The 25,578-nt window shown below is 65.1% G+C and carries 22 protein-coding genes and 1 pseudogene; 17 read left to right on the top strand and 6 right to left on the bottom strand.

The window, feature by feature from the left end:
• Positions 1-8: 8 nt before the first annotated feature.
• Both sucD and AU252_RS06055 read left to right on the top strand, forming a co-directional pair.
• Complete coding sequence (gene sucD / locus AU252_RS06060; protein WP_058929951.1) at positions 9-911, top strand: succinate--CoA ligase subunit alpha; 903 nt, start codon at positions 9-11, stop codon at positions 909-911.
• 191 nt (positions 912-1,102) lie between these two features.
• The gene (locus tag AU252_RS06055) at positions 1,103-2,992 is read left to right on the top strand and encodes a glycerophosphodiester phosphodiesterase family protein (RefSeq protein ID WP_205630642.1); all 1,890 of its coding nucleotides are present in this window, start codon (positions 1,103-1,105) and stop codon (positions 2,990-2,992) included.
• A 101-nt stretch (positions 2,993-3,093) separates the two neighbouring features.
• Here AU252_RS06055 and AU252_RS06050 read toward each other — a convergent pair whose 3' ends face one another.
• Positions 3,094-3,543: a MarR family winged helix-turn-helix transcriptional regulator gene (locus tag AU252_RS06050; protein ID WP_058929949.1), complete on the bottom strand. Its 450-nt coding sequence runs from the start codon at positions 3,541-3,543 to the stop codon at positions 3,094-3,096.
• A 169-nt stretch (positions 3,544-3,712) separates the two neighbouring features.
• On the opposite strand from AU252_RS06050, the gene AU252_RS06045 reads away from it, so the two are divergent.
• Together AU252_RS06045 and AU252_RS06040 are read left to right on the top strand one after the other, a co-directional pair.
• Positions 3,713-4,927 carry an MFS transporter gene (locus tag AU252_RS06045; protein WP_058929948.1) on the top strand — a complete coding sequence of 405 codons (1,215 nt, stop codon included), beginning with the start codon at positions 3,713-3,715 and terminating at the stop codon, positions 4,925-4,927.
• 37 nt (positions 4,928-4,964) lie between these two features.
• A complete protein-coding gene (locus AU252_RS06040) occupies positions 4,965-5,810 on the top strand; it encodes an aldo/keto reductase (RefSeq protein WP_083510287.1) in 846 nt (281 codons plus the stop codon).
• Positions 5,811-5,951: 141 nt separating this feature from the next.
• On the opposite strand, the gene AU252_RS06035 is transcribed toward AU252_RS06040, so the two are convergent.
• Both AU252_RS06035 and AU252_RS06030 read right to left on the bottom strand, forming a co-directional pair.
• On the bottom strand, positions 5,952-6,434 hold the full coding sequence (locus AU252_RS06035; RefSeq protein WP_058929947.1) for an SRPBCC family protein: 483 nt from the start codon (positions 6,432-6,434) through the stop codon (positions 5,952-5,954).
• Positions 6,431-6,790 carry an ArsR/SmtB family transcription factor gene (locus AU252_RS06030; RefSeq protein ID WP_058929946.1) on the bottom strand — a complete coding sequence of 120 codons (360 nt, stop codon included), beginning with the start codon at positions 6,788-6,790 and terminating at the stop codon, positions 6,431-6,433. Before AU252_RS06030 ends, AU252_RS06035 begins: the two co-directional genes overlap by 4 nt.
• Positions 6,791-6,959: 169 nt before the next feature.
• On the opposite strand from AU252_RS06030, the gene AU252_RS06025 reads away from it, so the two are divergent.
• From AU252_RS06025 to AU252_RS05985, 9 genes and pseudogenes are all read left to right on the top strand, one after another.
• Complete coding sequence (locus tag AU252_RS06025; RefSeq protein WP_058929945.1) at positions 6,960-7,364, top strand: tautomerase family protein; 405 nt, start codon at positions 6,960-6,962, stop codon at positions 7,362-7,364.
• A gap of 186 nt (positions 7,365-7,550) precedes the next feature.
• Positions 7,551-8,585, top strand: a complete 1,035-nt coding sequence (gene iolC, locus AU252_RS06020) for a 5-dehydro-2-deoxygluconokinase (protein WP_058932781.1) — start codon at positions 7,551-7,553, stop codon at positions 8,583-8,585.
• The gene (locus tag AU252_RS06015) at positions 8,582-9,505 is read left to right on the top strand and encodes a Cgl0159 family (beta/alpha)8-fold protein (protein ID WP_058929944.1); all 924 of its coding nucleotides are present in this window, start codon (positions 8,582-8,584) and stop codon (positions 9,503-9,505) included. Before iolC ends, AU252_RS06015 begins: the two co-directional genes overlap by 4 nt.
• A 34-nt stretch (positions 9,506-9,539) precedes the next feature.
• Positions 9,540-11,468 carry a 3D-(3,5/4)-trihydroxycyclohexane-1,2-dione acylhydrolase (decyclizing) gene (iolD, locus tag AU252_RS06010; RefSeq protein WP_058929943.1) on the top strand — a complete coding sequence of 643 codons (1,929 nt, stop codon included), beginning with the start codon at positions 9,540-9,542 and terminating at the stop codon, positions 11,466-11,468.
• Positions 11,469-11,498: 30 nt separating this feature from the next.
• A pseudogene (locus tag AU252_RS06005) lies at positions 11,499-13,007 on the top strand (CoA-acylating methylmalonate-semialdehyde dehydrogenase); the annotation flags it as partial.
• A 178-nt stretch (positions 13,008-13,185) separates the two neighbouring features.
• Complete coding sequence (locus tag AU252_RS06000; protein WP_058929942.1) at positions 13,186-14,103, top strand: sugar phosphate isomerase/epimerase family protein; 918 nt, start codon at positions 13,186-13,188, stop codon at positions 14,101-14,103.
• Positions 14,104-14,140: 37 nt separating this feature from the next.
• The gene (locus AU252_RS05995) at positions 14,141-15,154 is read left to right on the top strand and encodes a Gfo/Idh/MocA family protein (RefSeq protein WP_058929941.1); all 1,014 of its coding nucleotides are present in this window, start codon (positions 14,141-14,143) and stop codon (positions 15,152-15,154) included.
• Positions 15,155-15,267: 113 nt separating this feature from the next.
• Positions 15,268-16,140: a sugar phosphate isomerase/epimerase family protein gene (locus AU252_RS05990; protein WP_058929940.1), complete on the top strand. Its 873-nt coding sequence runs from the start codon at positions 15,268-15,270 to the stop codon at positions 16,138-16,140.
• Positions 16,141-16,172: 32 nt separating this feature from the next.
• A complete protein-coding gene (locus AU252_RS05985; RefSeq protein WP_058932780.1) occupies positions 16,173-17,615 on the top strand; it encodes a sugar porter family MFS transporter in 1,443 nt (480 codons plus the stop codon).
• A gap of 182 nt (positions 17,616-17,797) precedes the next feature.
• Here the strand turns inward: AU252_RS05985 and AU252_RS05980 are convergent, their stop codons facing one another.
• The 3 genes from AU252_RS05980 to AU252_RS05970 form a co-directional block, all read right to left on the bottom strand.
• Positions 17,798-18,820: a Gfo/Idh/MocA family oxidoreductase gene (locus AU252_RS05980; RefSeq protein ID WP_058929939.1), complete on the bottom strand. Its 1,023-nt coding sequence runs from the start codon at positions 18,818-18,820 to the stop codon at positions 17,798-17,800.
• A gap of 110 nt (positions 18,821-18,930) precedes the next feature.
• Complete coding sequence (locus AU252_RS05975; RefSeq protein ID WP_058929938.1) at positions 18,931-19,950, bottom strand: sugar phosphate isomerase/epimerase family protein; 1,020 nt, start codon at positions 19,948-19,950, stop codon at positions 18,931-18,933.
• On the bottom strand, positions 19,947-21,134 hold the full coding sequence (locus AU252_RS05970) for a Gfo/Idh/MocA family protein (RefSeq protein WP_058929937.1): 1,188 nt from the start codon (positions 21,132-21,134) through the stop codon (positions 19,947-19,949). Before AU252_RS05970 ends, AU252_RS05975 begins: the two co-directional genes overlap by 4 nt.
• Before the next feature lie 154 nt (positions 21,135-21,288).
• Between AU252_RS05970 and AU252_RS05965 the strand changes: the two genes are divergently transcribed.
• From AU252_RS05965 to AU252_RS05950, 4 genes are all read left to right on the top strand, one after another.
• On the top strand, positions 21,289-22,302 hold the full coding sequence (locus AU252_RS05965) for a LacI family DNA-binding transcriptional regulator (protein ID WP_058929936.1): 1,014 nt from the start codon (positions 21,289-21,291) through the stop codon (positions 22,300-22,302).
• Between the two features lie 149 nt (positions 22,303-22,451).
• Positions 22,452-23,447: a substrate-binding domain-containing protein gene (locus AU252_RS05960; protein ID WP_205630641.1), complete on the top strand. Its 996-nt coding sequence runs from the start codon at positions 22,452-22,454 to the stop codon at positions 23,445-23,447.
• Positions 23,448-23,511: 64 nt separating this feature from the next.
• Positions 23,512-24,579, top strand: a complete 1,068-nt coding sequence (locus AU252_RS05955; protein WP_058929934.1) for an ABC transporter permease — start codon at positions 23,512-23,514, stop codon at positions 24,577-24,579.
• A gap of 13 nt (positions 24,580-24,592) precedes the next feature.
• Positions 24,593-25,528 carry an ATP-binding cassette domain-containing protein gene (locus AU252_RS05950; protein ID WP_058929933.1) on the top strand — a complete coding sequence of 312 codons (936 nt, stop codon included), beginning with the start codon at positions 24,593-24,595 and terminating at the stop codon, positions 25,526-25,528.
• The last annotated feature ends 50 nt before the right edge of the window (positions 25,529-25,578 follow it).

The raw sequence follows: 25,578 nt of genomic DNA, 5'->3' as shown, positions 1-25,578 counted from the left end.
GACGCACCATGTCTATCTATCTGAACAAGGACTCCAAGGTCATCGTCCAGGGCATCACCGGCGGCGAAGGCACCAAGCACACCGCCCTGATGCTGAAGGCCGGCACCAACATTGTTGGTGGCGTCAACGCCCGTAAGGCCGGCACCACGGTCCTGCACGGCGACACCGAGATCACCGTTTTTGGCACCGTCAAGGAAGCCATGGCCGAAACCGGCGCCGACGTCTCAATCGTCTTCGTCCCGCCGGCATTCACCAAGAACGCCGTGGTTGAGGCCATCGAGGCAGGCATCGGCCTGGTCGTTGTCATCACCGAAGGCGTGCCGGTCCAGGATTCCGCCGAGTTCTGGGCACTGGCCCAGTCCACGGTTGACGCCGACGGCAAGCAGGTCACCCGCATCATCGGCCCGAACTGCCCCGGCATCATCACGCCGGGCGAAGCGCTGGTTGGCATCACGCCGGCCAACATCACGGGCAAGGGCCCCATCGGCCTGGTTTCCAAGTCCGGAACCCTGACCTACCAGATGATGTACGAGCTGCGCGACCTCGGCTTCTCCACCGCCATCGGCATCGGCGGCGACCCCGTCATCGGCACCACGCACATCGACGCCCTGGCCGCGTTCGAGGCTGACCCCGAGACCAAGGCGATCGTGATGATCGGCGAAATCGGTGGCGACGCTGAAGAGCGTGCTGCCGACTACATCAAGGCACACGTCACCAAGCCGGTTGTTGGCTACGTTGCCGGCTTCACCGCTCCCGAAGGCAAGACCATGGGCCACGCCGGCGCCATCGTCTCCGGTTCCGCCGGAACCGCTCAGGCCAAGAAGGAAGCCCTCGAGGCTGCAGGCGTGAAGGTCGGCAAGACGCCGTCCGAGACCGCCAAGCTGCTGCGCGAAGTGTTCGCAACGCTCTAGTAGTTCTGTAAGAGCAACGCGGGGTCACTCCCTGCCCGTTCCAGAGGTTGGATCGGGCACGGAGTGACCCCGCGTTCTTGGTTAAGTAGCTGCCCGCCCCCGGCAGTGGCCCAGAGCTTGTACCGCCGGGTTCACGGGCCGTTCACTGCGGATATTCCTGGCTGCTATGAGACGCGCCTAGCGTCTTTCGGGTGAACATACATCAACGGAGACGCACCGGCCTGGTCGCAGCAGCGCTGCTGGCCGCCGTCCTGCTGCCCTTGCCCGCTGCCCACGCATCCGCCCCACAAGTTTCTCCTGGCACAGTGTTGCCCGCAGCTGAACCGGAGCCCGCCTACAGCCAGGACTTTTCCGGCCCGGGGCTCCCCGAGGGATTCACCGCCGTGGACGGCGCGTGGAAGGTGGAAAACGGGCGCCTGTATGGAACCAGCACATCGTCCAGCCAGCTCTCACGGGTGACCTTCGGCCCCCACCTGCCCAACTACCGGTTCGAAGCGACCGTCCGGTTTGAAAACGTCCTCAACGCGGCCCGCTGGTCTGCCCTCGCCCTGGACATGAGGCCCGACGGCGGTGTCCCGTTCTGGATTGCGACCATGCGCTCCGGCACCAAGGCAACAAACGGCCTGGAGTTTGCCGAACGGACGGCCGCTAACGGCTGGAACGTGACCGAGACTGGCTCCGCGCCGTCGGACGCAGGAACCGGAAACGATGTGCGGGTGGCGGTCGAGGTTCGCGGCAGGAACGCCGTCTGGTACTTCAACGGTCAGGAAATGATGGAGACCAACCGACTGATCAGAACGGACAACGGCATTCTTGGCCTGGTGGCCAACGGAGCCACCGTCTCATATGACGATATTAAGGTCACCGAACTTCCCGCCACGGAATCCCTCCTGGTCAAGCCAGGGCAGCAGCCCGCCGTGATCGCCCACCGCGGCCTCTCCTCGGTCATTCCGGAGAATACGCTGCAGGCGCTCCTCTCCGGCGGCCGGGCTGGCGCCGACTGGATCGAAATGGACGTCAACACGTCCAAAGACGGGGTGCCGGTAGTCATCCACGACAACACGGTTGACCGCGTCACTGCCGGAACGGGCGACGTCTCCACCCTCACCGCCGACTACATCGCCGGACTTGAGGCAGGCTCCTGGTTTGCACCCGCCTACGCCGGGGCCAAGGTGCCCACCTTGGCGGAATTCCTGGACCAGACTGACACCGAAGGAACGGGCCTGCTCCTGGAGGTGAAGGGCCCGGAGACGCGCGAGGAAGTGCAGCGGACCGTCGAGATGCTGAAGGAACGGGGCATGCTGAACCAGACCATCCTGCAGAGCTTTGACACAAACGTTCTGCAGTACGCACGCGACTACGAACCTTCGCTGCGGCTGGGACTGCTCCGCGGCGCCTTGGACACGGACGTTGCGGCGGCGGCCAAGCAGTTCGGAGCCGTGACTTACAACCCCAGCTGGTCCGCGCTTGCTGCCCGTCCGGCGGCTATCAAGGAACTCCACGATGCGGGCATCGCCGTGATGCCTTACACCGTGGACAATCCCCGGCAGTGGAAGGACATGACCGACGCCGGCGTTGACGGCATCATCACCAACCGGGCCGGGGCCCTGGTGGGCTTCCAAAGCGCTATTGGCACAGCACCCACACCGGCCGCGCCCACCGTACGCTTCGCCGGGAACCTGGACGGCGGCGTGCTTGGCCGCGCGGACACTGTGGCTCCCGCCGTCGAAACCTCGAATGCGGACCACGTGTCCATCCAGCTGGACGGCCAGCCCATTGCTGAGGGCGACCAGAAAAGGGTCACCAGCCTGGCCCTGGGGGAGCACACCCTGACTGCCAAGGCCACGGGCCCCGGCGGCGAGGCCACGGCATCCCTGACGTTCACCGTGCAGGCGAGCAAGGCCGGGCTGTATACACTGCTGGTCACTGACGGCGTCGACAGTAACGTGCGGGACCACTTGATGAAGAACGTGGACCGTGATCGCTGGCAGGATGTGGCCGCCTATGCCAGCGCCTCCGCCGGCAAGGGTTTGCCGCCGGAGCTGGCAGCCATCATTGCGGGGGACGCCGCAGCCCTTTAGCCAAGGCGGTTTTGTGAGCTGTCCGACGACGGACGGTCACCTTCCCCGGGAAGGTGACCGTCCGTCGTCGTACTTGTAGCCACCCCCTGGATGGGCTGTGGCTAGGCGTTCGCGTGGAGCCGGGGGAGTGCGTCCACCAGCGCGGCCAGCTCGGGAATCTCCTGGGCCTCCGCCAGCGCGCGCTCCAGCGTGGCGTCATGGACGGGCCGGGTTTCCTCCAGCAGTGCGATGCCGCTGGGCGTGAGCTCGGTGTAGATGCCGCGGCGGTCGTCCGCGCAGAGGATGCGGGTCAGCAGGGCGCGGTCCTCAAGCCTGTTGACCAGGCGGGTGGTGGCGCTGGCGCTGAGCGCGGTGGCGCGGGCGAGCTGCTGCATGCGCATGTGCCAGCCGTCCTGCCGGCTGAGCGCGTCCAGCACGGTGTACTCCACCACTGAAAGCTGTGATTCGGCCTGGAGGGAGCGTTCCAGCTCCCCCTCGATCAGGCCGTGCAGCGCCGCGAGCGTGCGCCAACCCTGTGCCCGGACCTCCACGGCGTCGTCCTTGATGCCCATCTGTCTTTCCTCTCGCGGGTGCTCCGGACGCCTGGCGGCGTGAGGCGGAGCACAATCGATAATAGTTGCTTGCGCGGTGTATCTGCTTGTGCAACAATAAATAACGCGTCTGCAACTACTAGCTTACGCGTCCTATCTCATTCCGTACAGTTTTCAAAGGAGCATCCCCATGCCCATTGGCCTGATAGCCCTCGCCCTCGGCGGGTTCGGCATCGGACTCACCGAGTTCGTGATCATGGGCCTGCTGCCCGAGGTTGCCGCCGACTTCCAGGTCAGCGAGGCCACGGCAGGCTGGCTGATCTCCGGCTACGCCCTCGCCGTCGTGGTCGGCGCATTGGTGCTGACGGCGGCGGTGACCCGCTTCGAACGCAAGCCCGTCCTCGCCGTCCTGCTGGTGCTGTTCATCGCCGGCAACCTGGTCTCCGCCATCGCTCCCGATTACGGGATGATGATGGTCGGCCGGATCATCGCCGCCCTGGCGCACGGTGCCTTCTTCGGGATCGGAGCCGTGGTGGCCGCGGACATGGTTGCCCCCACCAAAAAGGCCGGCGCCATCGCCATCATGTTCACCGGGCTCACCGCAGCCAACGTCCTGGGCGTGCCGTTCGGCACCATGCTGGGGCAGGCCGCAGGCTGGCGCTCGACGTTCTGGGCCATCACCGTTATCGGAGTCATCGCCCTGGCGGGAATCCTGGCGCTCGTTCCGAAGACCGGCCATGGCGACACCACGCCCGGAACCCTGCGCAGCGAACTGCGCGCCTTCCGCTCCGGCCAGGTGTGGCTCTCCATCCTGGTCACCATCCTCGGCTACGGCGGGATGTTCGGCGCCTTCACCTACATCGCCTTCACGCTCACCGAGGTCTCCGGCTTCGCGGCCTCCACCGTCCCGTGGCTGCTGATCGTCTTCGGTGTAGGCCTCTTTATCGGCAACACCATCGGCGGCAAGGCGGCGGATCGCAACGTGGACCGCACGCTCGTTGTGGTGCTCTCCGTGCTGGTGGTGGTGCTCGTCGGCTTTGCCCTGACCGCCGGCAACCAGGTGCTCACCGTTGCCTCCATCGTCCTGATGGGCGGCTTCGGCTTCGCCACCGTGCCGGGACTGCAGATGCGCGTGATGAAGTACGCCTCCAGCGCCCCGACCCTCGCCTCCGGCGCCAACATCGGTGCCTTCAACGTGGGCAACGCCCTCGGCGCCTGGCTCGGGGGAGTGACCATCACCGCCGGACTCGGCTACACCTCGCCCATCTGGGCCGGCGCCGGCATCACCCTGCTGGGGCTCGTGGTGATGATCATCGCCGCCGCCGGAGCCAAGCGGGCCGTCCGGCAGGCATCCGCCGACGCCGACGGACGAGTGGCCGCCGAACCCGTAGCCGTCCTTCACTAGCCTTCAATACCCACTTCAACCCGCAACAGGAGAAGCCATGACTTCCACCCCCATCACCACGTCCATCCCCGAGATCACCCTCAACAACGGCGTGCGGATGCCGCAGCTGGGGTTCGGCGTCTTCCAGGTGTCCGACGGCGACACCACCGCCGCGGTCAGCCACGCCCTTGCAGCCGGCTACCGGAGCATCGACACCGCCGCCATCTACGGCAATGAGGCGGGTACCGGACGTGCCATCGCCGAGTCCGGCATCGACCGCGAAGAGCTGTTCATTACGTCCAAACTGTGGGTGGCCGACCTCGGCTACGACGCCACGCTGGCCGCGTTCGATGCCAGCCTGGACAAGCTGGGACTGGACTACCTGGACCTCTACCTCATCCACTGGCCGGCGCCGGCAACCGGCTTGTACCTCGAGTCCTGGCGGGCGCTGGAGCACCTGCTGGCCAGCGGAAAGGCCAGGGCCATCGGCGTCTCCAACTTCCTCCCCGAGCACCTGCAGAAGGTCATCGATCTGGGCGGCACGGTCCCGGCCATCAATCAGATTGAACTGCACCCGGCCCTGCAGCAGCGGGACATTGCAGACTTCAATGCCGCACACGGGATCGCCACGGAGGCTTGGAGCCCGCTCGCGCAGGGTGCCGTGCTGGCGGATCCGGCCGTGGTGGACATCGCGGCACGGCATGGTGTGAGTCCCGCGCAGGCCATTCTGCGCTGGCACCTGCAGCGGGGCCGGATCATCATCCCCAAGTCCGTCACCCCGCAGCGGATCCGGGAGAACCTGGACGTGTTCGGCCTCGACCTGACGGCCGACGAACTCTCTGTCATCGACGGCCTGGAGCGCGACGGCCGCACCGGTCCGCACCCGGCGGAGTTCAACGGCTAGGAAAGTCCACGCTCGGGTCTCGACAGGCTCGACCACCGGCGCAGCGACGGGTCTCGACGGGCTCGACCACCAGTACGACGGCGGCCGGTTACCTTCTCCGGGAAAGGTAACCGGCCGCCGTCGTACTTGTTTAAGGCTGTTCTAGACCTTGGCGCCGCTGAGCAGTTCGTCGAGCCGCTCGTAGCCCTCGGACATGCCGCCCTCCATGCCGGACTGCGCCATGCCGTCGCGGGCCTCCTGGGTGGGGTAGACGGAGTGGCCCCGGACGCGGGACCGGCCGTCGCCGAGATCCTCGAAGGTGAGGAACTCGATGCTGACCACGTCGGGGTAGCCGCCGAATTCGAAGGTCTGGATGGCGAATTCGTTCTCGCGGACGGTGTGATAGACGCCGCTGAATTCGTAGGCGACGCCGTCTGGCCCGGTGTGCAGGTAGCTGTAGCTGCCGCCGGTCCGGAAATCGAAGTGGTTGATTTCCATCTTCATGCCACGCGGGCCGAGCCACTGGACGATGAGGTCCGGGTCCTTGTGCGCGCGGAAGACGTCCGCCACCGGGAAGTCGAATTCGCGGTCGTAGTCGATGAAGGGGAGTCCTTCAGGAATGGTGAGGTTCAGTGGATTGCTCATGATGATTCCTTTAGGTGGTTGCCGCCGTTCGCGGCATTGGATCTGAGCACGGCGTCCAGGCTGCGGAACTGCTCTTCGCGGACCAGCCGGTACTGGTCGATCCACGCTGTGAGAGCCTCCAGCCGTGCGGGATTCAGGTGGACGGGCCGGCGCTGGGCATCCCTGCTGCGGGTGACGAGCCCTGCCTGCTCGAGGACCTGGATGTGCTTCGAGACCGCCTGTTTGGTGATCGCGAAGGGTTCCGCCAATTCGTTAACTGTGGCCTGCCCGCGGCTGAGCCGGGCAATGATCCGCCGCCGGACGGGGTCGGCCAGGGCCATAAAGGCCGAGTCCAGGGTGCCGTCGTCGGGGTTCATCGTGGTGCAGTCCTTTCTGGATCATTAATCAACTAAATCATTGATCAACTATATGGTTGTTTAACCATACCCCCGGCCTCGCCGGGGCGGAAGGGCTACCTGGGATTTTCCTTGCCGATCCTCTCGGAAGTTTGTTAGTATGTCAGGACAAACTTCAGGGAGATGAAAAATGCCGCTGGTACGAATCGATGTTAATCAAGGGCGCAGCGCCGAACAGTTGCAGCGCTTGAGCCGGGGCATCCATGATGCCATCCTCGCAGAGTATGCCATCCCGGAGCGCGACTACTTCCACGTTCTCACGGAGCACCCGCAGGGCCAGATTTTCGCCCAGGATGCAGGGCTCGGCTTCGAGCGCACCCCCGATGTGGTGATGATCCAGATCTTTACCCAGGGCGGCCGGAGCCAGGCGGCCAAGCAATCCCTCTTTGCGGCGATCGCCGACCGGCTGGCGGAACTTGATATTGCCGGTGAGGACGTGTTTATCGGATATGTCGAGAATGCGGCCGGTGACTGGTCGTTCGGCTTCGGGCGGGCGCAGTATGTCACGGGCGAGCTGGCGGTCCCCCGGAAGTAATCGGGAGGGCGTCAATTTGGCGTCTAATGCAGGTTGTAAATATGTCAGTACAAACCTTTGACAGGACAATGATTCTAGGGCAAGGTAGTGGTTGTGGCCCCGCTCACGGGGGCCCGGCCAGGAACCCGAGCTCTAGCTCTTGCCGTACAGGGTATGGAGCTCAAACCAGAAAGGTCCGCGATTACCGTGACCCACGAACTGCTCACGATCGGGCGCATCAGTGTTGATATCTACCCGAACGACATCGGGGTGGATCTGGAGGATGTCACGTCCTTCGGAAAGTACCTCGGAGGTTCCCCATCCAATGTGGCCGTGGCCGCGGCGCGGCATGGCCGCAATGCAGGCGTGATCACGCGCACCGGCGACGACGCCTTCGGGAAATACCTCCACCGTGAACTGCGCAAGTTCAACGTGGACGATACATTCGTTACGCCGGTGAAGGAATGGCCCACCGCGGTGACGTTCTGCGCCATCATGCCGCCGGATGATTTTCCGCTCTACTTCTATGGGCGTTTCCCCACGGCGCCTGACCTGCAGATCAAGGCCGCGGAGCTGGACCTGGTAGCCATCCGCGAGGCCGGGATCTTCTGGTCGACGGTGACTGGTTTGTGCCAGGAGCCCAGCCGCGAGGCTCACCTGGCCGCCCATGCTGCCCGTCCCCGGACCGGTCTCAAGGAAGGCCAGTACACCATCCTGGACCTGGACTACCGGCCCATGTTCTGGGCTTCCGAAGAGGAAGCCCGGGCCGAGGTTGCAAAGATCCTGCCGCACGTCACGGTGGCTATCGGCAACGACAAGGAATGCGCCGTCGCCGTGGGCGAAGGAACCCCTGACGAACAGGCCGACCGGCTGCTGGCCGCCGGCGTCGAGATCGCCGTCGTCAAGCTTGGGCCGGAAGGCGTGATGGCAAAGACCCGCACCGAACGCGTTGTCTCCGCGCCGGTCCCGGTGGAAACCCTCAACGGCCTCGGTGCCGGCGACTCGTTTGGTGGAGCCTTCTGCCACGGACTGCTGTCCGGCTGGCCGCTGGCCCAGGTCCTCGATTACGCCAACGCCGCCGGCGCCATTGTGGCCTCCCGTCTTTCCTGCGCCGACGCCATGCCCACGCCGGAGGAAGTCACCTCGCTGCTGGCCGAACGCGGCCGCCTGGTACCCGCCCTGGCCGGTGCCGCCGCCTCACGCCCGTCCCACACCACAGTTTCCGAAGGAGCAGCGTCTTGAGCGCCAACGATGATCCCCGCCGCTACCAGCACCTGAGCGCCCTCCGGCTCGAAGACCCCGATGCCGTTGCCCGCGCGGCAACCACGCGTCGCCGCCACCCGGGGTTGAAGTATGGTGTGCAGAACTTCATCGTTGCCGCCGACCACCCGGCCCGCGGAGCCCTCTCCGTGGGAAACGATCCGGTGGCCATGGCGGACCGCCGCGATTTGTTGGACCGCTTGCAGATCGCCTTGGCAAATCCCGCCGTGGACGGTGTCCTGGCGTCCCCGGACATTATGGATGACCTGCTCCTGCTGGGGGCCCTGGAAGGCAAGCTGGTCTTCGGCTCGATGAACCGCGGTGGCCTGGCCGGGCTCGTCAACGAAATCGATGACCGTTTCACCGGCCATACGGCTGCAGCCCTGGAAGCCCTGGGCGCCGACGGCGGGAAGATGCTGACCCGCATCTGCCTCGGCGACCCGGACACCGCCTCCGCACTGGAAGCCACGGCTCGGGCCGTCGACTCCCTCGCCGCACGCAAGCTGATCGCCATGGTGGAACCGTTCCTCTCGGTCTGGCAGAACGGCAAGGTCCGCAACGACCTCAGCCCGGACGGGGTCATCAAGTCCATCGCGATCGCCCAGGGCCTGGGCTCCACGAGCGCCTACACCTGGATGAAGCTGCCCGTGGTGGCCGAGATGGAACGCGTCATGGCGGCCACCACGCTGCCCACCGTGCTCCTCGGCGGGGACCCGGAAGGCACCCAGGACGAGGTCTTCGCCAGCTGGCAGGCGGCCCTGGCCCTGCCCGGCGTCCAGGGCCTCACCGTGGGGCGGACGTTGCTGTACCCGGCCGACGGCGATGTGGCCGGGGCCGTCGCCACCGCCGCCTCGCTGCTCAAGACGCCGGTGCTGCAGTCATCAGCGAAAGTATCGGAGTAACGTCTCAATGAGTACAGGAACAGCAACACGCAGAATGACAGTCGCGCAGGCCGTCGTCGAGTACCTTTCCAAGCAGTACACGGTGGACCGCATCGGCACCGAGGACTACCGGGAGCGGCTGATTCCGGGGACGTTCGGCATCTTCGGGCACGGGAACGTTGCCGGCGTCGGACAGGCCCTGAAGCAGTACCAGGCCGCGGACCCGTCCATCATGCCGTACTACCAGGGCCGCAACGAGCAGGCCCAGGTGCACCAGGCCGTGGGCTACGCCCGGCACACACGCCGCCGCCAGACGTTTGCCATCAGCACCTCCATCGGTCCGGGATCCTCGAACCTCCTCACCGGAGCCGCATTGGCCACCACCAACCGGCTGCCCGTGCTGCTGCTGCCCAGCGACACCTTTGCCACCCGCGCCGCGGACCCGGTCCTGCAGCAGCTCGAGCAGCCCTACGCCTACGACATCACCGTCAACGACGCGTTCCGGCCGCTGTCCAAGTTCTTTGACCGGGTCTCCCGCCCGGAGCAGCTGTTCTCGGCGTTCCACCACGGCCTGCGCGTCCTGACGGATCCGGCCGAGACCGGTGCCGTCACCATCTCGCTGCCGCAGGATGTCCAGGCCGAGGCCTTCGACGTGCCTGAGGAGTTCCTGGCCGAACGCGAGTGGCGCATCCGCCGCCCCGAGGCCGACGACGAGGACATCCGCCGCGCCGCCGAGGCCATCCGTGCCGCGAAGCGCCCGCTGATCATCGCCGGTGGCGGTGTCCTGTACGCCTACGCCAACGAGGAACTCGCAGCATTTGCTGAGTTGACGGGCATCCCGGTGGGCAACACCCAGGCCGGAGTCGGCGTCCTGCCGTGGGACCACAAGTTCTCGCTCGGTGCGATCGGCTCCACAGGGACGACGGCGGCGAACGCCATCGCTGCCGAGGCGGACGTGATCATCGGCATCGGTACCCGCTATGAGGACTTCACCACCGCCTCGCGGACCGCGTTCCAGAACCCGGACGTGCGGTTCATCAACATCAACGTCGCCCCCATCGACGCGTACAAGCACGGCACCTCCCTGCCGATCGTCGCCGATGCCCGCAAGGCCCTGGTCAAGCTGAACCAGGCCATGGGCGGCTACCGTATCGGCGCGGATCTCGAAGCGACGATCGCCGCTGAGAAGAAGCGCTGGGACGCCACCGTCGACGAAGCCTTCGACACCCGCTTCACCCCGCTGCCGGCCCAGAACGAGATCATCGGCGCCACGTCCCGGGCCATGGACGCGGCCGACGTCGTCATCTGCGCCGCGGGTTCCCTGCCCGGGGACCTGCACAAGATGTGGCGCGTCCGGGACCCCTTCGGCTACCACGTGGAATACGCGTACTCCTGCATGGGCTACGAAATCCCCGGCGGGCTAGGCGTCAAGCGTGCAGCGCTGGCAGAGGCCGCGCGCGGCGGGGCGCAGCGCGACGTTGTGGTCATGGTGGGGGACGGTTCCTACCTGATGATGCACACCGAACTGGTGACCGCCGTCGCCGAACGGATCAAGCTGATTGTGGTCCTGATCCAGAACCACGGCTACGCCTCCATTGGATCCCTGTCCGAGATGCTGGGTTCGCAGCGGTTCGGCACCCAGTACCGGGCGCTGAACGAGGAGCAGCACAGCTTCGACGAAGGCGAGACCCTGCCGGTGGACTTGGCCCTGAACGCCGAAAGCCTCGGCGTGAAGGTGATCCGGATCGAACCGGGGGAGAAGGTCATCGCCGAACTCGAGCAGGCCATCCGGGACGCCAAGGCCGCGCCTGAACGCAGCGGGCCCATCCTGATCCACGTCGAATCCGATCCGCTGCTGGACGCGCCCAGCTCCGAGTCCTGGTGGGACGTTCCCGTCTCCCAGGTCTCGGACCTCGACTCCACGCAGCAGGCCTTCAAGACCTATACCGACCACAAGAACCGCCAGCGCAAACTGCTCGGTTAGACCCCCACAGACCAAAGGAAGTCCAACACCATGTCAACGACGACCGTCACCACCACCATCAACCACTTCATCAACGGGGCAGAGACCGCCGGCGTTGGCACCCGCACCCAGCCGGTCTACAACCCGGCCACGGGCGCCGTCTCCGGCGAGCTGCGGTTGGCCAACCGGGCGGACCTCGATGCCACTGTTGCCGCTGCCCGTGCCGCCGCCGACAGCTGGGGTGACATCTCCCTGGCCAAGCGCACCGCCGTCTTGTTCAAGTTCCGCGAGCTCGTCGCGTCCCATGTTGGCGAGCTCGCCGAGCTGATCACCGCCGAACACGGCAAGGTCCTCTCCGACGCCAAGGGCGAGATCGGCCGCGGCCTGGAGGTCATCGAGTTCGCCTGCGGCATCCCGCAACTGCTCAAGGGCGACTACTCCGACCAGGTCTCCACCGGCATCGACGTCTTCTCGTTCCGCGAGCCCCTGGGCGTCGTCGCCGGCATCACCCCGTTCAACTTCCCGGTCATGGTGCCGCTGTGGATGGCGCCGATGGCCATCGCCACCGGCAATGCCTTCATCCTCAAGCCCTCCGAGCGGGACCCCTCCGCGTCGATGCTGCTGGCCAAGCTGTGGAAGCAGGCAGGCCTGCCCGACGGCGTGTTCCAGGTCCTGCACGGCGACAAGGAAACCGTGGAGGGGCTCCTGACCCACCCGGACGTGGACGGCATCTCCTTCGTGGGTTCCACCCCGATCGCCCAGTACGTCCACGAGACCGCCATCAAGCACGGCAAGCGCGTTCAGGCCCTGGGCGGCGCGAAGAACCACGCCATCGTGATGCCTGACGCCGACCTCGACAACGCAGCTGACCACCTCGCCGCCGCCGCCTTCGGTTCCGCCGGGGAACGCTGCATGGCCATCTCCGTCGCCGTCGCCGTCGGTGACGCCGCAGACCTGATCGTGAAAAAGGTCGAGGAGCGCGCGCTCGCCGTCAAGGTCAACAACGGCACCGCTCCCGACGCCGAAATGGGCCCGGTCATCACCCCGGCCTCCAAGGAACGCATCGTCCGGATCGTCACCGAAGCCGAAGCCGCGGGAGCGGCGATGGTGGTGGACGGCCGCGACCTGGTGGTCCCCGGCCACGAGGAAGGCTTCTGGGTCGGCCCCACCGTCCTGGACCACGTCAAGACCGAAATGACCGCCTACACGGAGGAAATCTTCGGACCGGTCCTCGTCGTGGTCCGGGTGGAGGACCTGGACGCAGGCATCGCCCTGATCAACGCCAACCCCTACGGCAACGGCACCGCCATCTTCACCTCCTCCGGCGCCAACGCCCGCAAATTCCAGCGCTCCGTCACCGTCGGCATGATCGGCATCAACGTGCCCCTGCCCGTACCGGTCGCCTACCACTCCTTCGGCGGCTGGAAAGCCTCACTCTTCGGCGACAAGCACATCTACGGCCCCGAAGGCGTCTCCTTCTACACCCGCGGCAAAGTCATCACGTCACGCTGGCCTGAAGCCAGCCACGCCTCCGGCGCCTCCTACAACTTTCCCTCCCACGCCGACGACAGCCACCAAGTCCGGCACGATGGAATCGCGGAGGGACTCCCTGACGAGCTGGCCGTAGGAGAGGACGCCGTCCCTGGACGGGCCGACGATGCTTCCGAAGGGCGCGGACGGCGGGACTGACCCACGCCCGACCCTACCGGCCCGACAACACAGAAAAGACAACGCTGTCATGACAGACAAAGAGAACAAACTCATCATCGGCACCGCGCCGGACTCCTGGGGCGTCTGGTTCGCCGACGACCCCAAGCAGACCCCGTGGGAACGGTTCCTCGACGAAGTGGCCGAATCCGGCTACAAGTGGATCGAACTGGGCCCCTACGGCTACCTGCCGAACGATCCCACGCGGCTGGCCGAGGAGCTCAAGGCCCGCGATCTGAAGGTCACCGCAGGGACGGTCTTCACGGCATTCCACCGCGGCGCCAAGCAATACGACGAAGCCTGGGAGCCGGCCCGCAAGGTGGCCGAACTGACGGCAGCCATGGGCGGCGAGCACATTGTGGTCATTCCCGCCATGTGGCGCGACGATGTCACCGGTGAGGCAGTGGAGAGCGGCGAGCTCTCACAGGAACAGTGGGCTGACCTCTTCGCCGGCCACAACCGCATGGGCAAAGTCCTGCTGGAGGACTTCGGCCTGAAGCAGCAGTTCCACTCACACGCCGATTCGCACGTTGGCGCGCAGCAGGACATCGAGACCCTGCTGGCCTCAACGGACCCCGAATACCTGAATCTGTGCCTGGACACCGGCCACGCCGAGTACTGCGGAGCGTCCAGCCTTGAGCTGATCAAGAACTACCCGGACCGCATCGGCTACCTGCACCTGAAGCAGATCAACCCGGACATCCTGAAGAAGGTCAACGACGAAAACATGACTTGGGCAGCCGCAAACCTGGCCGGCGTTATGACAGAGCCGCCGAACGGTCTCCCGGACCTGCGCGCCGTCATCGAGGCGGTGGAGGGGCTCAACCGGCCGATCTTCGGCATCGTCGAACAGGACATGTACCCGGTGTCCTTCGACGTGCCGATGCCCATCGCCAAGCGAACCCGCAACTACCTGCTGTCCTGCGGCTCCCGCACCACTGTCAGCTGACCCCCGATACCTAGCACCCGATACTAAGGACAGAACAATGACTGACATTCTCCGCGTTGCCGTCATCGGCGCAGGCCGCATGGGTGCGGACCACATCAAGCGCCTCAGCACGCGCATCCACGGCGCCGAAGTGGCCGCCGTCGTCGACGTTGACCTCTCCCGTGCCCAGGCCGCCATCGAAGGCATCGACGGTGCCGTGGCGCTTGCCAGCGCCGACGAGGCGCTCAACAACGGGGACGTCAACGCCGTGCTGATTGCCACGCCGGGCTTCCTCCACGAGGAAATCCTGTACAAGGCGCTCGAGAAGGGTTTCCCGATCCTCTGCGAAAAGCCGCTCACCCCTGACGCCGAAAGTGCGTGGAAAGTTGTCCAGGCCGAAACGGCGCTGGGACACAAGCGCATCCAGGTGGGCTTTATGCGCCGCTTCGACGCCGAATACGCCGCCCTGAGCTCAGTCATCCGCGACGGCGAGCTGGGGGAGCTGCTGATGCTCCACCACCAGCACCGCAACCCCACTACGCCCACCGGCTTCACCAACGAGATGCTCATCAACGACTCCGTGGTGCACGAGTTCGACGCCATCCGTTTCTTCACCGGCGAAGAAATCACCAGTGTCCAGGTCCGCTTGGGCAAGGCCACGAAGAACGCACCGGCTGGCCAGCACGATCCGCAGCACGTACTGCTCGAAACCGAATCCGGCGTCCTGGCCGACGTCGAGATCTACGTCAACGCCAAGTTCGGCTACCAAGTCGCCACGCAGGCATCCTTCGAAGAAGGCATCGTGAGCATCGGGGGTGATAAGGGCCCGTACACCCGCAGCGCCGGGCGTTGGGGCGGCAACGTCACCCCAGGTTTCGAAGAACGTTTCGGCGCAGCCTACGATGTCGAAATCCAGTCCTGGGTGGACGCTGCGCTCCGCGGCGAAATCGGCGGACCCACCGCCTGGGATGGCTACGCCACCGCAGCCTGCTGCGAGGCAGGCGTCGAGGCCCAGAAGTCGGGCGAAAAGGTCAAGGTCCAGCTGAACGCCAAGCCGGACCTCTACACCTAACAGCCCATCCGGCTCCCGTAGTTTTTGTCCAGATAATGCGGCTTTGAGACCGTTCTCGGCGCATTATCTGGACAAAAACTCTAGATCAATGACTTATTCACAAAGGAGTGACCATGAAAATCGCCCTGGACCCCACCCCGTTCCACCACAGCCACAGCCTGCTGGAATTTCCGCGCGTGGCCGCCGATCTCGGTTACAAGTACCTGCAGCTGACTCCGCATGCGGACATGATCCCGTTTTACAACCACCCCAAAGCCGACGATGAGCTTGTGGCCCAGATGAACAAGGCCTGCAAGGATGCCGGCGTCGAAATCGCGTCGGTGCTTCCCGTGCTGCGCTGGTCGGGTCCGGACGAGGATGCCCGCGAGGCAGCGGTCCGCTACTGGAAGCGCGCCATCCAAATTGCCGTGGACCTTGGCGTCAGCACCATGAACACCGAATTCAGCGGCCGCCCCGAAAAGGCCGAAGAATCCGAGCGCGCCTTCTACCGCTCCATGGAAGAGCTGCTGCCGATCATCGAGCGTGAAGGCCTGGATGTCCTGATCGACCCCCACCCGGACGACTTCGTCGAAGACGGCCTGGCCGCCATCCGCGTCATCCGTGGCATCAACTCGCCCAACATCGGCATGGTCTACGTTGCCTCGCACTCGTTCCACATGGGCAACAAGCCCCTTGAAATCATGCGGGCAGCGGGGGACAAGCTGCGCCTGGTCCACGTCTCGGACACCATGGACCACCACGCCTCCCACGGCCTGCGCTACATCACGAATCCGCCCGGAAACGCCGTGCGGGTGCACCAGCACCTGAAGATCGGCGACGGCGACGTGAACTGGGACGAGTTCTTCGGCGGGCTCAAGGAAATCGGCTTCCTGGACAAGGACAACACCGTCATGGTGTCCAGTGTCTTCGCCGAAGACGACAACGCCGAGGACGTGTCCCGCTACCAGCTGGAGACAATGCGCAACTACGTCGCTCAGGCCAAGTAGTGGTGGGGAAGACGGACCAAAGCAACGGAACCATGACGAATCCCGGCACAGTCCAATCCGACGCGCCCGGCACCACCAAGCCGAACAACCCGGCCAAACCGGCAAATCCGAAGAAGTTCATGCGGAAGGTGGCGCTCTTCTCCACGTTCGGCGGGCTCCTGTTCGGCTACGACACCGGCGTCATCAACGGCGCCTTGCCGTTTATGCAGCGGGACCTCGGACTGACGCCGCTCACCGAAGGGCTGGTCACGTCCACGCTCCTGTTCGGCGCGGCCTTCGGCGCCATCAGCGCAGGCCGGCTCTCGGACCGCTTCGGCCGGCGTAAGACCATCATGGGACTGGCCCTGATCTTCGTCATGGCCACCATCGCCTGCACCGTCTCGCCGAACACGGAGATGCTCATCGCGGCCCGGACATTCCTGGGCCTGGCCGTGGGCGGCGCCTCCGTGATTGTCCCCGTGTACCTCGCGGAAATGTCCCCGGCGGCCCAACGCGGCCGCATCGTCACCCAAAACGAGCTGATGATCGTCACCGGCCAGTTCCTGGCCTTCACCTTCAATGCAGTACTCGGCAACGCTTTCCCCGAAGAAACGCACGTGTGGCGCTGGATGCTGGTTATCGCCACGCTCCCGGCCGTGGTCCTGTGGTTCGGCATGCTGGTCCTGCCGGAGAGCCCGCGCTGGCTGGCGTCGGCCGGCCGCTTCGGGGCCGTCCTTGAGGTGCTGCGCTCCACCCGCGCCGCCGGCGACGTCTCCGCGGAGTTCGACGAGGTGCGGCAGGCAGCCCGGGAGGATTACCAGGCCAGGATGGGCACGTTCAAGGATCTCACCGTTCCGTGGATCCGCAGGATCTTCGTGGTGGGCCTGGGCATGGCGATCATCAACCAGATCAGCGGCGTCAACGCCATCATGTACTACGGGACGTCCATCCTTTCCTCGTCCGGATTCGGCGACCAGGGCGCCTTGATCGCCAACGTCCTCAACGGCGTCACGTCGGTGGCGGCCGTCGTCGTTGGCATGTATCTGATGACGCGGGTGCCCCGCAAGCCCATGCTGATCGTGGGACTGTGCGGCACGGCGTCGTCCCTGACGGCCATCGCGCTCGTCTCCATGCTCCTGCCGGAGAGCACGTTGCGCGGCTACCTAGTGCTGCTGTTCATGGTGACATTCCTGGCTTCCATGCAGGGCTGCATCGGCACTGTCACCTGGCTCACCATGTCCGAGATCTTCCCCATGCACGTCCGCGGCATCGCGATGGGCATCTGCGTCTTTGTGCTTTGGATGATCAACTTCCTGATCGGGTTCTTCTTCCCGCAGATGGTCTCGTGGATCGGGGTTTCGGCGACGTTCTTCATCTTCGTGGCACTGCAGCTGTGTGCCATTGTCTGGGTCAAGCGCGTCGTTCCGGAGACCAAGGATAAATCCCTGGAGGAGCTCGAGCACCTGTTCAAGCAGCGCTCAGGCGTGTCTGTCTAAGGTGACGCCGCACCCCAAGGTGACACAAAAACGCCCGACGCCGGCCGGCGTCGGGCGTTCTTGCGTCCAGCGAGTGCGGGGCCATGGACGCTCCCTCACTTCCTGCAGGAAAATCCGGAGAGGCCCTCTCTCACCAGGTGAGAGAGGGATCCGGGAAAACGCGCAGGAAGTGAGAGAGGGTGCTAGAGCGCGATCACCGCGTTCTCCAGCGCACTGCGGCGGGCCGCATCCAGCACCTCCAGCGTCCGGATTCCTTCCGTCGCCGGTACGGGTTCAGGGCCGTCGCCGCGGACCGCGCGGGCGAACCCTGTATAGAAGCCGGCATAGTTCCCCTGTGCCGAGGCAATGGCCTCGCGGCCGTCCTTTGTGGCCAGGGTGCCCCAGTTTTCGTCCGCGTCGATGCCCCACGTTGCCGGTTCCTCAACCGGACGGCGGCCCGACATCAGGGCGTTGGCCTGAACGTCGGCGCCGGAGGCGATGTAGCTGCCCCTGCTGCCGTAGGCCCGCAGCTCCCTCGTGGTGGAATGGTTGAGTTTGCTGGCGGACACCGTGGAGACGGTTCCCGACGAATGCGTCATGGTGACAACAAAGCCGCAGTCCGTCCGTTCGCCGAAACGGTCCGTCCAGTCCAGGGTCGCGTGCACGTGGCTCGCCGGTCCGAGCAGCCACAGCATCTGGTCAACCAGGTGGCTGCCCAGGTCCCGCAGGAGTCCACCGCTGGCACCGAGCTCAAGGCTGTCGGCGTTGTCCTGGTCCATGGTCGAATGCACCCGCCACGTCTCGCCCAGTTCCCCTGAGGCCAGCACGTTGGCGAACGTAAGGATATCCGCGTCGCGGCGCCGGTTGTGGTAGACGTTCAGGACAACGCCGGCCCGGGAGGCGGCCTCGGCGAGTTCACGCGCAGCCTCCGCATTCGGGGCGAAGGGTTTGTCGGCCACAACGTGCACGCCCGCTGTGATGGCTTCCATAACCAGGTCACGGCGCGTGTGGGGCGGCGTGGTGATGGTCACCGCGTCCACGCCGGCGTCGAGCAGCTCGGCCAGACTCCCATAAACAGGCAGGCCCGGGAAGTCCGCTTCCGCCTGCGCCCGTTTCGCTTCCGAACGGGCCACAATGCCCACCAGCTCGACTCCCTCGGCCGCTTCAATGAACGGGGCATGGAAGTACCTGCCGCCTGCTCCGTATCCGACAATGCCAATACGCATGTTCGTTTCCTTCTCTTTTAGGGATGGCCTGCCTCCGGTCACAGCAAGGGGGCGACGCATATGCGCCGCCCCCTTGCTGTTCACAGGCCTTTGCCTGACGAATTGGTTGGCTAAGCCGTCAGGTTCAGCGAAGACCTGAGCGCGGCGTCAGCATCCCGCAGCACCTTGGCCGCCACCTGCAGGCCCTCGATCCGGCCCAGTGAGACGTCCTCGTGCTCGATGTTGACCAGCATCTCCGGGTCTACCTCGTGCAGGGCCCGGAGGAACTCTGTCCAATAGGCGGTGTTATGCCCGCGGCCCAGAGCCACGAAGTCCCAGGCAGAGTTCTTGGGCCACTCGTTGGCCCACTCGTCGCCGCCGAGGTTGGTGCGGTTTTCCTCCGGCGCGAGCCGGCGGAAGCTGTTGTCCAGCACGCCGTACAGCGCAGCGTTTTCGGTGTTAACACGGACATCTTTCGCCGCCGCCTGAAAGACGAGCGGTCCGAGTTCGCGCACAACGGCAACCGGGTCCATCTGCTGCCAGAACAGGTGGGAGGCATCCAGTTCGACGCCGACATGCGTTGCGTTGGTCAGCTCGATCAGCTTGTGGACGTCGGCGGTGTTGAAGACGAGGTTCTGCGGGTGCAGTTCGAGAGCCACCTTGACGCCGTGGTCAGCGGCCAGGCGGTCGGTTTCCTTCCAAAACGCTGCGGCCACGCCCCACTGGTAGTCCAAGACGTCCAATGCTGCCGAGTTCCAGGCGTTGACCACCCAGTTGACGGTGGTGGCTCCGGGCTCTCCGCCGGGCAGGCCGGACATCGTAACTACCCGGTCCTGGCCGAGGCGGCTGGCCAGACGGATGGAGCGACGAATATCTTCGGCGTGCTTCTCGCCGATCTCACGGTTGGGGTGCAGCGGGTTGCCGTTGCAGTTGAGTCCTGCGATGGAAACTCCGGTGCCCTCGAAAAGGGCCAGGTAGTCGTCGCGGGCGGCGTCGCTTTCCAGGATCTGGTCCATGGTGGGGACGTGCACGGCGGGGAGAAAGCCGCCAGTGTTGATCTCGATACCGGTGAGGCCAAGCTCGGCAATGACCTTCAGTGCTTCGGGAAGTGGCCGGTCATGCAGGACTGCGTTGTAGACACCGAGCCTCATAGCGTGATCTTCTTTCCGTTGTTGAGGGCGGATTCGGCCACTGCGCCGAGCAGTTCCATGTTGCGCACGCCTTCGTCGAACGTGGCGCAGCGGGGGAGGGACTCTTCTTCGCTGAAACCGGCGACCTCTTCGAGGAACGCGCGGGCCTGGTAGCCGAAGGCGTCGTTCTGGCCGAAGCCGACTTCGGGGGCGTCCATGGCAAGACCCCCGGCGATGTAGGGGTGCCCCGGGCCGAGGATGACCTGGCGGTAACCGTTCTCGTTGCCGGAACCGTCGTTGAGGAACAGCTGGATCTCGGCCGGGCGGCGCTGGTCAAATTTGGCGGCACCGTTCTCGCAGAACACCTCGAACTGCAGGCTGTTGGCGTGCCCGGCCGCAACCCGGGAGACCTCAAAACTGCCGGCGCCGGTTCCGAACTCCGCGTTGAAGGCTGCGTAGTCGTCGTTCTCGACGGCTTCGAAGGTGTCGCTGACGGCAGCATGGTCGTGGCCCATAACGGCCGCGAGCGGCAGGGGCCGCTTATCGATCACGGTGCTGAGGCTGCCGCCGGTGATCGACTTGATGTCGCCACAGAGGAACTCGGAAATGTACGTCAGGTGGCTTCCAACATCGGCGAGCGCACCGGAGCCGGGGCCGCCCTTGTAGCGCCAGCTCATGGGAGCGGAGGGGCTGAAGCCGTAATCGGTCCAGTAGCGGCCGCTGAAGTGCAGGACATTACCGAGGACGCCGTTGCGGATCAGGTCCCGGATGTAGGCGATGCCGGGGGTGCGGCGGAACGTGAAGCCAATACGGGCGATCGTTCCGCCGGCCTCGGCCGCGCGGGCTGCCTCGGCCATGGCGCGGGCGTCTGCCAGGGAGTCGCTCAGCGGCTTTTCGCACAGCACGTGCTTGCCGGCCGCGAGCAGGCCCTCCACCACTTCGCGGTGGAGCGAGTTGGCGATGACCACGCTGACGACGTCGATGTCATCGGCTTCGGCGATTGCCTGCCACGACGTGTCGTTGCGTTCGTATCCGAAACGGCGGGCGGCCAACGAGCCGAATTCGGCGTTGACGTCGCCGATCGAGACCAGGCGCACCGGGGGAAGTACCGGGCTGTAGAGGGCAGACGCGGTGCGGTATGCAGCAGCGTGGGCCTTGCCGGCCATGCCTGCACCGATGACGGCGACGCCTAGGCTTTCAGCCATTGATTTCTCCTTTGAAATTCAGCCGCGGCGGGAAGGTCCAACGGCATTTTGTAGCGCTACAATTTAGTGCACTGGATCTGAGCGTATCCATGTATGTATGTCCTGTCAATCACCTGGCGGATATCCTCAAGGGCAGACACGAAAGGCACCTCCGATGACGTTGCACAGCCCCAAGGCACGACGCCCGACGATCTATGACGTGGCGAAGCAGGCGGGCGTCTCGCCGTCGCTGGTTTCACTCGTACTGCAGAATCCCGCGAGGGTGAGCGACAAGCGCCGCGAAGCCGTCCAGGCGGCCATCTCGGACCTCGGGTACCGCCCCAGCCGCGCCGCCACTACGCTTGCCAGCAGTCGCACGAAGAGCATTGGGCTGGTGATTGACGACTACCGGAACCTGTGGTTCGTCGATCTGCTGCGGGGGATGGAGTCTGCGCTGACGGAACATGGCTACCAGGTCATGCTGGCTGATTCCCGGCCCGGGGAGAACCGCATCCAGGAAGCTGCCGACGGTTTGCTTGCCATGCACGTTGACGGGCTGGTGATAGCGGCGGAGCCAAGCGCGTCAATGTTGGCTGGGGCGGGGGTTCCGACGGTCGTGGCTGGGTGGCGCGATGGTGTGCCGGCCGGCGCTGATCTGATTACCAACGACGACGACGGTGGCGGCGGCATGGCGGCCAGCCACCTTCTGGGGCTCGGCCACATCCGGATAGGCCACCTTTCCGGATCCGGCGGTGCCGCTGCGCACCGGCGCGCGGGCTTCCTCAGCCGGCTCCGGGAGTCCGGCGCCGAACTTCGGATTGCGGGGGAGTCGGGCGGCACGTCCGAGGAGGATGGCTACGCCTCGACGTGCTGGCTGCTGGACCACTATCCGGACACCACTGCCATCTTCGCCGCCAATGACACCATGGCCTTGGGTGCCTTGGGTGCCATCAAGGCGCGCGGGCTTGCGGTCCCGGCGGACATCTCCGTGATCGGATACGACAATTCAACCCTGGCAAAGTCGCGGTATCTGGAGCTGACCTCAGTAGACAACCGAAGCGATCTGGTGGGCGTGGATGTGGCCAAGGCGCTGCTTGCACGCATTCGCGACGCCGCGGTTGGCCCGCAACGCAAGCTGATTGAGCCGGCCCTGGTTGTTCGCGGGACCACGGCGCGGCCGGCATTTTAGGGCGGCCGCAGTAGGCTCCCTTACGTAAAAACATCCTAATGTCAGGACAAACTATTGACATTCGTGAGTTGAATCACCATGATCGAGGTAGACAGTGCTCCGGCGGTTGCAGAGTGGCAGCCCGGACCCTGAGATCAAAGGAGATTAACGTGGCTAATTTTTCTTGGCGCAAGGCGGCTCTCGTGGCGGCAGTTGTTCCCATGATGGCACTCAGCGCCTGCTCCAGCACGGGCGGGAAGCCGGTTGAGGGCGGCGGCGCCGCCGGCGGCGGTCAGGTGGCCACCACAGACCGCATGAAGGTGGCTCTCATCACCCACGCCGCGGCAGGCGACACCTTCTGGGACATAGTCCGCAAGGGTGCCGAGGAGGCCTCAGCGAAAGACAACGTGGAACTGCTCTACACCAGTGACCCGGAGGCCGGACGCCAGGCCCAGCTCGTCCAGCAGGCCATCGATCAGAAAGTCGACGGCATCGCCGTTACCCTCGCAACCCCGGAGGCCCTGAAGGACGTCCTGAAGAAGGCCACCGATGCCGGCATTCCGGTGGTCAGCCTCAACGCCGGCGAGTCCGTGTCGGCGCAGCTCGGCGCATTTACGCACTTCGGCTCGAATGAGCAGCTTGCCGGCCAGGCGGTGGGCACCAAGCTCGCCGAACAGGGCTTCAAGCACCCGGTCTGCGTCATTCAGCAGCAGGGCCACGTTGGCCTTGAAGCACGGTGCGCAGGCGTCAAGGCCAAGGTTCCGGGTGCGGAGATTCTCTACGTCGACGGCAAGGACATGACCGGCGTCCAGTCCACCGCCACCGCGAAGCTCCAGGCAGCCAAGGATGCAGACGTCATCATTGGCCTCGGCGCACCGATCACCCTCACGCTGCTCAAGTCCGTCGCGGACGCCGGCAGCTCTGCGAAGGTTGCCAGCTTCGACCTGAACGCAGAGCTCGCCCAGAAGATCGTGGATGGTGACGTGATCTTCACCGTGGACCAGCAGCCGTGGGCCCAGGGCTACATGTCGGTCGACTCGCTGTGGCAGGCCAAGCGTGGCGGCTTCAAGCTTGGCGGCGGCCAGCCGGTCTTGACCGGTCCCACCATCGTTGACCAGTCCAACGCTTCCGACGTTCTCAAATTCGCCCAGCAGGGCGTCCGCTAGATCCGGGACTCAGGCCGTGCGGCGGGCAACCGCCGCACGGCCTGACCAACAAGGAGTTCTTCCTATGGCAAAAACAGCAACCCTGCCCCCGGCACCGGCTTCAGCAGCCGGGCCACGTGGCGATGAGAGAATTGGGCGGCGGAACCCGCTCCAGACGCTCCTGGGCCGTCCCGAAGTCGGCGCGCTCGTAGGAGCGGTGGTCCTGTTCGTCTTCTTCGCGTTGGTTTCCCCGACGTTTACCCAGCCCAATGCCTTGGCGACCATTCTGTACGGCAGTTCCACGATCGGCATCATGGCGGTGGGGGTTTCCTTGCTGATGATCGGCGGGGAGTTCGATCTTTCCACCGGTGTCGCGGTGATCTCATCGGCACTGACGGCGTCGATGTTCAGCTGGTACTTCAGCACGAATATCTGGGTCGGGGTTCTCCTGGCCCTGGTGGTCTCCGTGGGCATCGGTTATATCAATGGCTGGATTTTGATGAAGACCAAGCTGCCCAGCTTTATCGTCACCCTGGCCACGTTCCTTATGCTGACCGGCCTGAACCTGGGCCTGACCCGGCTGATCGGCGGCTCCGTGTCGTCGCCGTCGATCTCCAGCATGGACGGCTTCGCCTCCGCCCGCGCGGTGTTCGCGTCCTCGGTCTCCATTGGCGGCATCGATGTCAAGATCACGGTGTTCATCTGGATCGCGCTGGTCGCCGTGGCCACCTGGGTGCTGATGCGGACCCGGGTGGGGAACTGGATCTTCGCCGTCGGCGGGGACGAGAATGCGGCCCGCGCCGTGGGTGTGCCGGTCAAGGCCACGAAGATCGGATTGTTCATGGGCGTGGGCTTCTGCGGCTGGATCCTGGGCATGCACAACCTCTTCGCTTTCGATACGGTGCAGTCCGGTGAGGGTGTGGGCAACGAGTTCCTGTACATCATCGCCGCGGTGATCGGCGGGTGCCTCCTGACCGGCGGCTATGGTTCGGCGGTGGGCGGCGCGATCGGCGCGTTCATCTTCGGCATGGCCAACAAGGGCATCGTCTATGCCCAGTGGAACCCCGACTGGTTCAAGTTCTTCCTGGGCCTGATGCTGCTGCTGGCCACCATCATCAACCTCATCGTCAAGCGCCGCGCGGAACTCAAGTAAAGGGGCCGGAGAAATGAACGCCAAAGAGATCGACCAACAGACCCTGCTCAAGGATGAAAAAGATCCCCTCACCCACACCCCCGTCCACTTGCTCTCCCTCGACGGAGTAGGCAAGCACTACGGCAACATCATCGCCCTCTCCGATGTGACCATGGCCGTGGACAACGGCCGTGTCACCTGCGTACTGGGCGATAACGGTGCGGGCAAGTCCACCCTGATCAAGATCATCGCCGGACTGCACCAGCACGACGCCGGGGTGCTGAACATCATGGGCGAGGAACGGAAGTTTGGTTCGCCCCGTGACGCCCTTGACGTGGGCATCGCCACCGTCTACCAGGACCTCGCGGTGGTGCCCCTGATGCCCATCTGGCGGAACTTCTTCCTCGGTTCGGAGCTGACCAGCGGTTTCGGCCCGTTCAAAAGCATGGACGTCGAGAAGATGAAGGCCATCACGCTCAAGGAACTTGCCGAGATGGGCATCGACCTCCGCGACGTGGAACAGCCCATCGGCCAGCTGTCCGGCGGTGAGCGCCAGTGTGTCGCGATCGCCCGCGCCGTGTACTTCGGCGCAAAGGTCCTGATCCTGGACGAACCGACGGCGGCGCTGGGCGTCAAGCAGTCCGGCGTCGTGCTCCGCTACATCCTGCAGGCTCGCGACCGGGGACTCGGCGTCATCTTCATCACGCACAACCCGCACCACGCCTTCCCTGTCGGGGACCGGTTCCTCCTGCTCAAGCGCGGCAAGTCGATCGGCTACTACGACAAGAAGGACATCACCCTGGACGAGCTCACCGCCCAGATGGCCGGCGGTGCGGAACTGGCGGAACTCGCCCACGAGCTCGAGCAGCTCGGCGGACACGGCGACGTGGTCAAGGAAGTGCAGGCAGAGGTCGCTGACGTTACTCACAACCGAGAGACGTCAACGGAAAGCAGCCCCCGGCACGTGTAACAGGACCGAGGCGGGGCCCGCCGGAAAACCGGACGGGCCCCGCCCGCCGT

The sequence above is a fragment of the Pseudarthrobacter sulfonivorans genome (assembly GCF_001484605.1).
Taxonomy (GTDB): Bacteria; Actinomycetota; Actinomycetes; order Actinomycetales; family Micrococcaceae; genus Arthrobacter; species Arthrobacter sulfonivorans_A.
This window is presented reverse-complemented; position numbering and strand designations above follow the sequence as displayed.

Bases quoted from the DNA above. Each gene is read 5' to 3' on its own strand.
- AU252_RS06035 (WP_058929947.1), bottom strand. From the start codon at position 6,434: ATGAGCAATCCACTGAACCTCACCATTCCTGAAGGACTCCCCTTCATC.
- sucD (WP_058929951.1), top strand. From the start codon at position 9: ATGTCTATCTATCTGAACAAGGACTCCAAGGTCATCGTCCAGGGCATC.
- iolD (WP_058929943.1), top strand. From the start codon at position 9,540: ATGACAGTCGCGCAGGCCGTCGTCGAGTACCTTTCCAAGCAGTACACG.
- AU252_RS06030 (WP_058929946.1), bottom strand. From the start codon at position 6,790: ATGAACCCCGACGACGGCACCCTGGACTCGGCCTTTATGGCCCTGGCC.
- AU252_RS05995 (WP_058929941.1), top strand. From the start codon at position 14,141: ATGACTGACATTCTCCGCGTTGCCGTCATCGGCGCAGGCCGCATGGGT.
- AU252_RS06000 (WP_058929942.1), top strand. From the start codon at position 13,186: ATGACAGACAAAGAGAACAAACTCATCATCGGCACCGCGCCGGACTCC.
- AU252_RS06025 (WP_058929945.1), top strand. From the start codon at position 6,960: ATGCCGCTGGTACGAATCGATGTTAATCAAGGGCGCAGCGCCGAACAG.
- AU252_RS05955 (WP_058929934.1), top strand. From the start codon at position 23,512: ATGGCAAAAACAGCAACCCTGCCCCCGGCACCGGCTTCAGCAGCCGGG.
- AU252_RS05950 (WP_058929933.1), top strand. From the start codon at position 24,593: ATGAACGCCAAAGAGATCGACCAACAGACCCTGCTCAAGGATGAAAAA.
- AU252_RS05990 (WP_058929940.1), top strand. From the start codon at position 15,268: ATGAAAATCGCCCTGGACCCCACCCCGTTCCACCACAGCCACAGCCTG.
- AU252_RS05980 (WP_058929939.1), bottom strand. From the start codon at position 18,820: ATGCGTATTGGCATTGTCGGATACGGAGCAGGCGGCAGGTACTTCCAT.
- AU252_RS06050 (WP_058929949.1), bottom strand. From the start codon at position 3,543: ATGGGCATCAAGGACGACGCCGTGGAGGTCCGGGCACAGGGTTGGCGC.
- AU252_RS05970 (WP_058929937.1), bottom strand. From the start codon at position 21,134: ATGGCTGAAAGCCTAGGCGTCGCCGTCATCGGTGCAGGCATGGCCGGC.
- AU252_RS06040 (WP_083510287.1), top strand. From the start codon at position 4,965: ATGACTTCCACCCCCATCACCACGTCCATCCCCGAGATCACCCTCAAC.
- AU252_RS05985 (WP_058932780.1), top strand. From the start codon at position 16,173: ATGACGAATCCCGGCACAGTCCAATCCGACGCGCCCGGCACCACCAAG.
- AU252_RS05965 (WP_058929936.1), top strand. From the start codon at position 21,289: ATGACGTTGCACAGCCCCAAGGCACGACGCCCGACGATCTATGACGTG.
- AU252_RS06045 (WP_058929948.1), top strand. From the start codon at position 3,713: ATGCCCATTGGCCTGATAGCCCTCGCCCTCGGCGGGTTCGGCATCGGA.
- AU252_RS05975 (WP_058929938.1), bottom strand. From the start codon at position 19,950: ATGAGGCTCGGTGTCTACAACGCAGTCCTGCATGACCGGCCACTTCCC.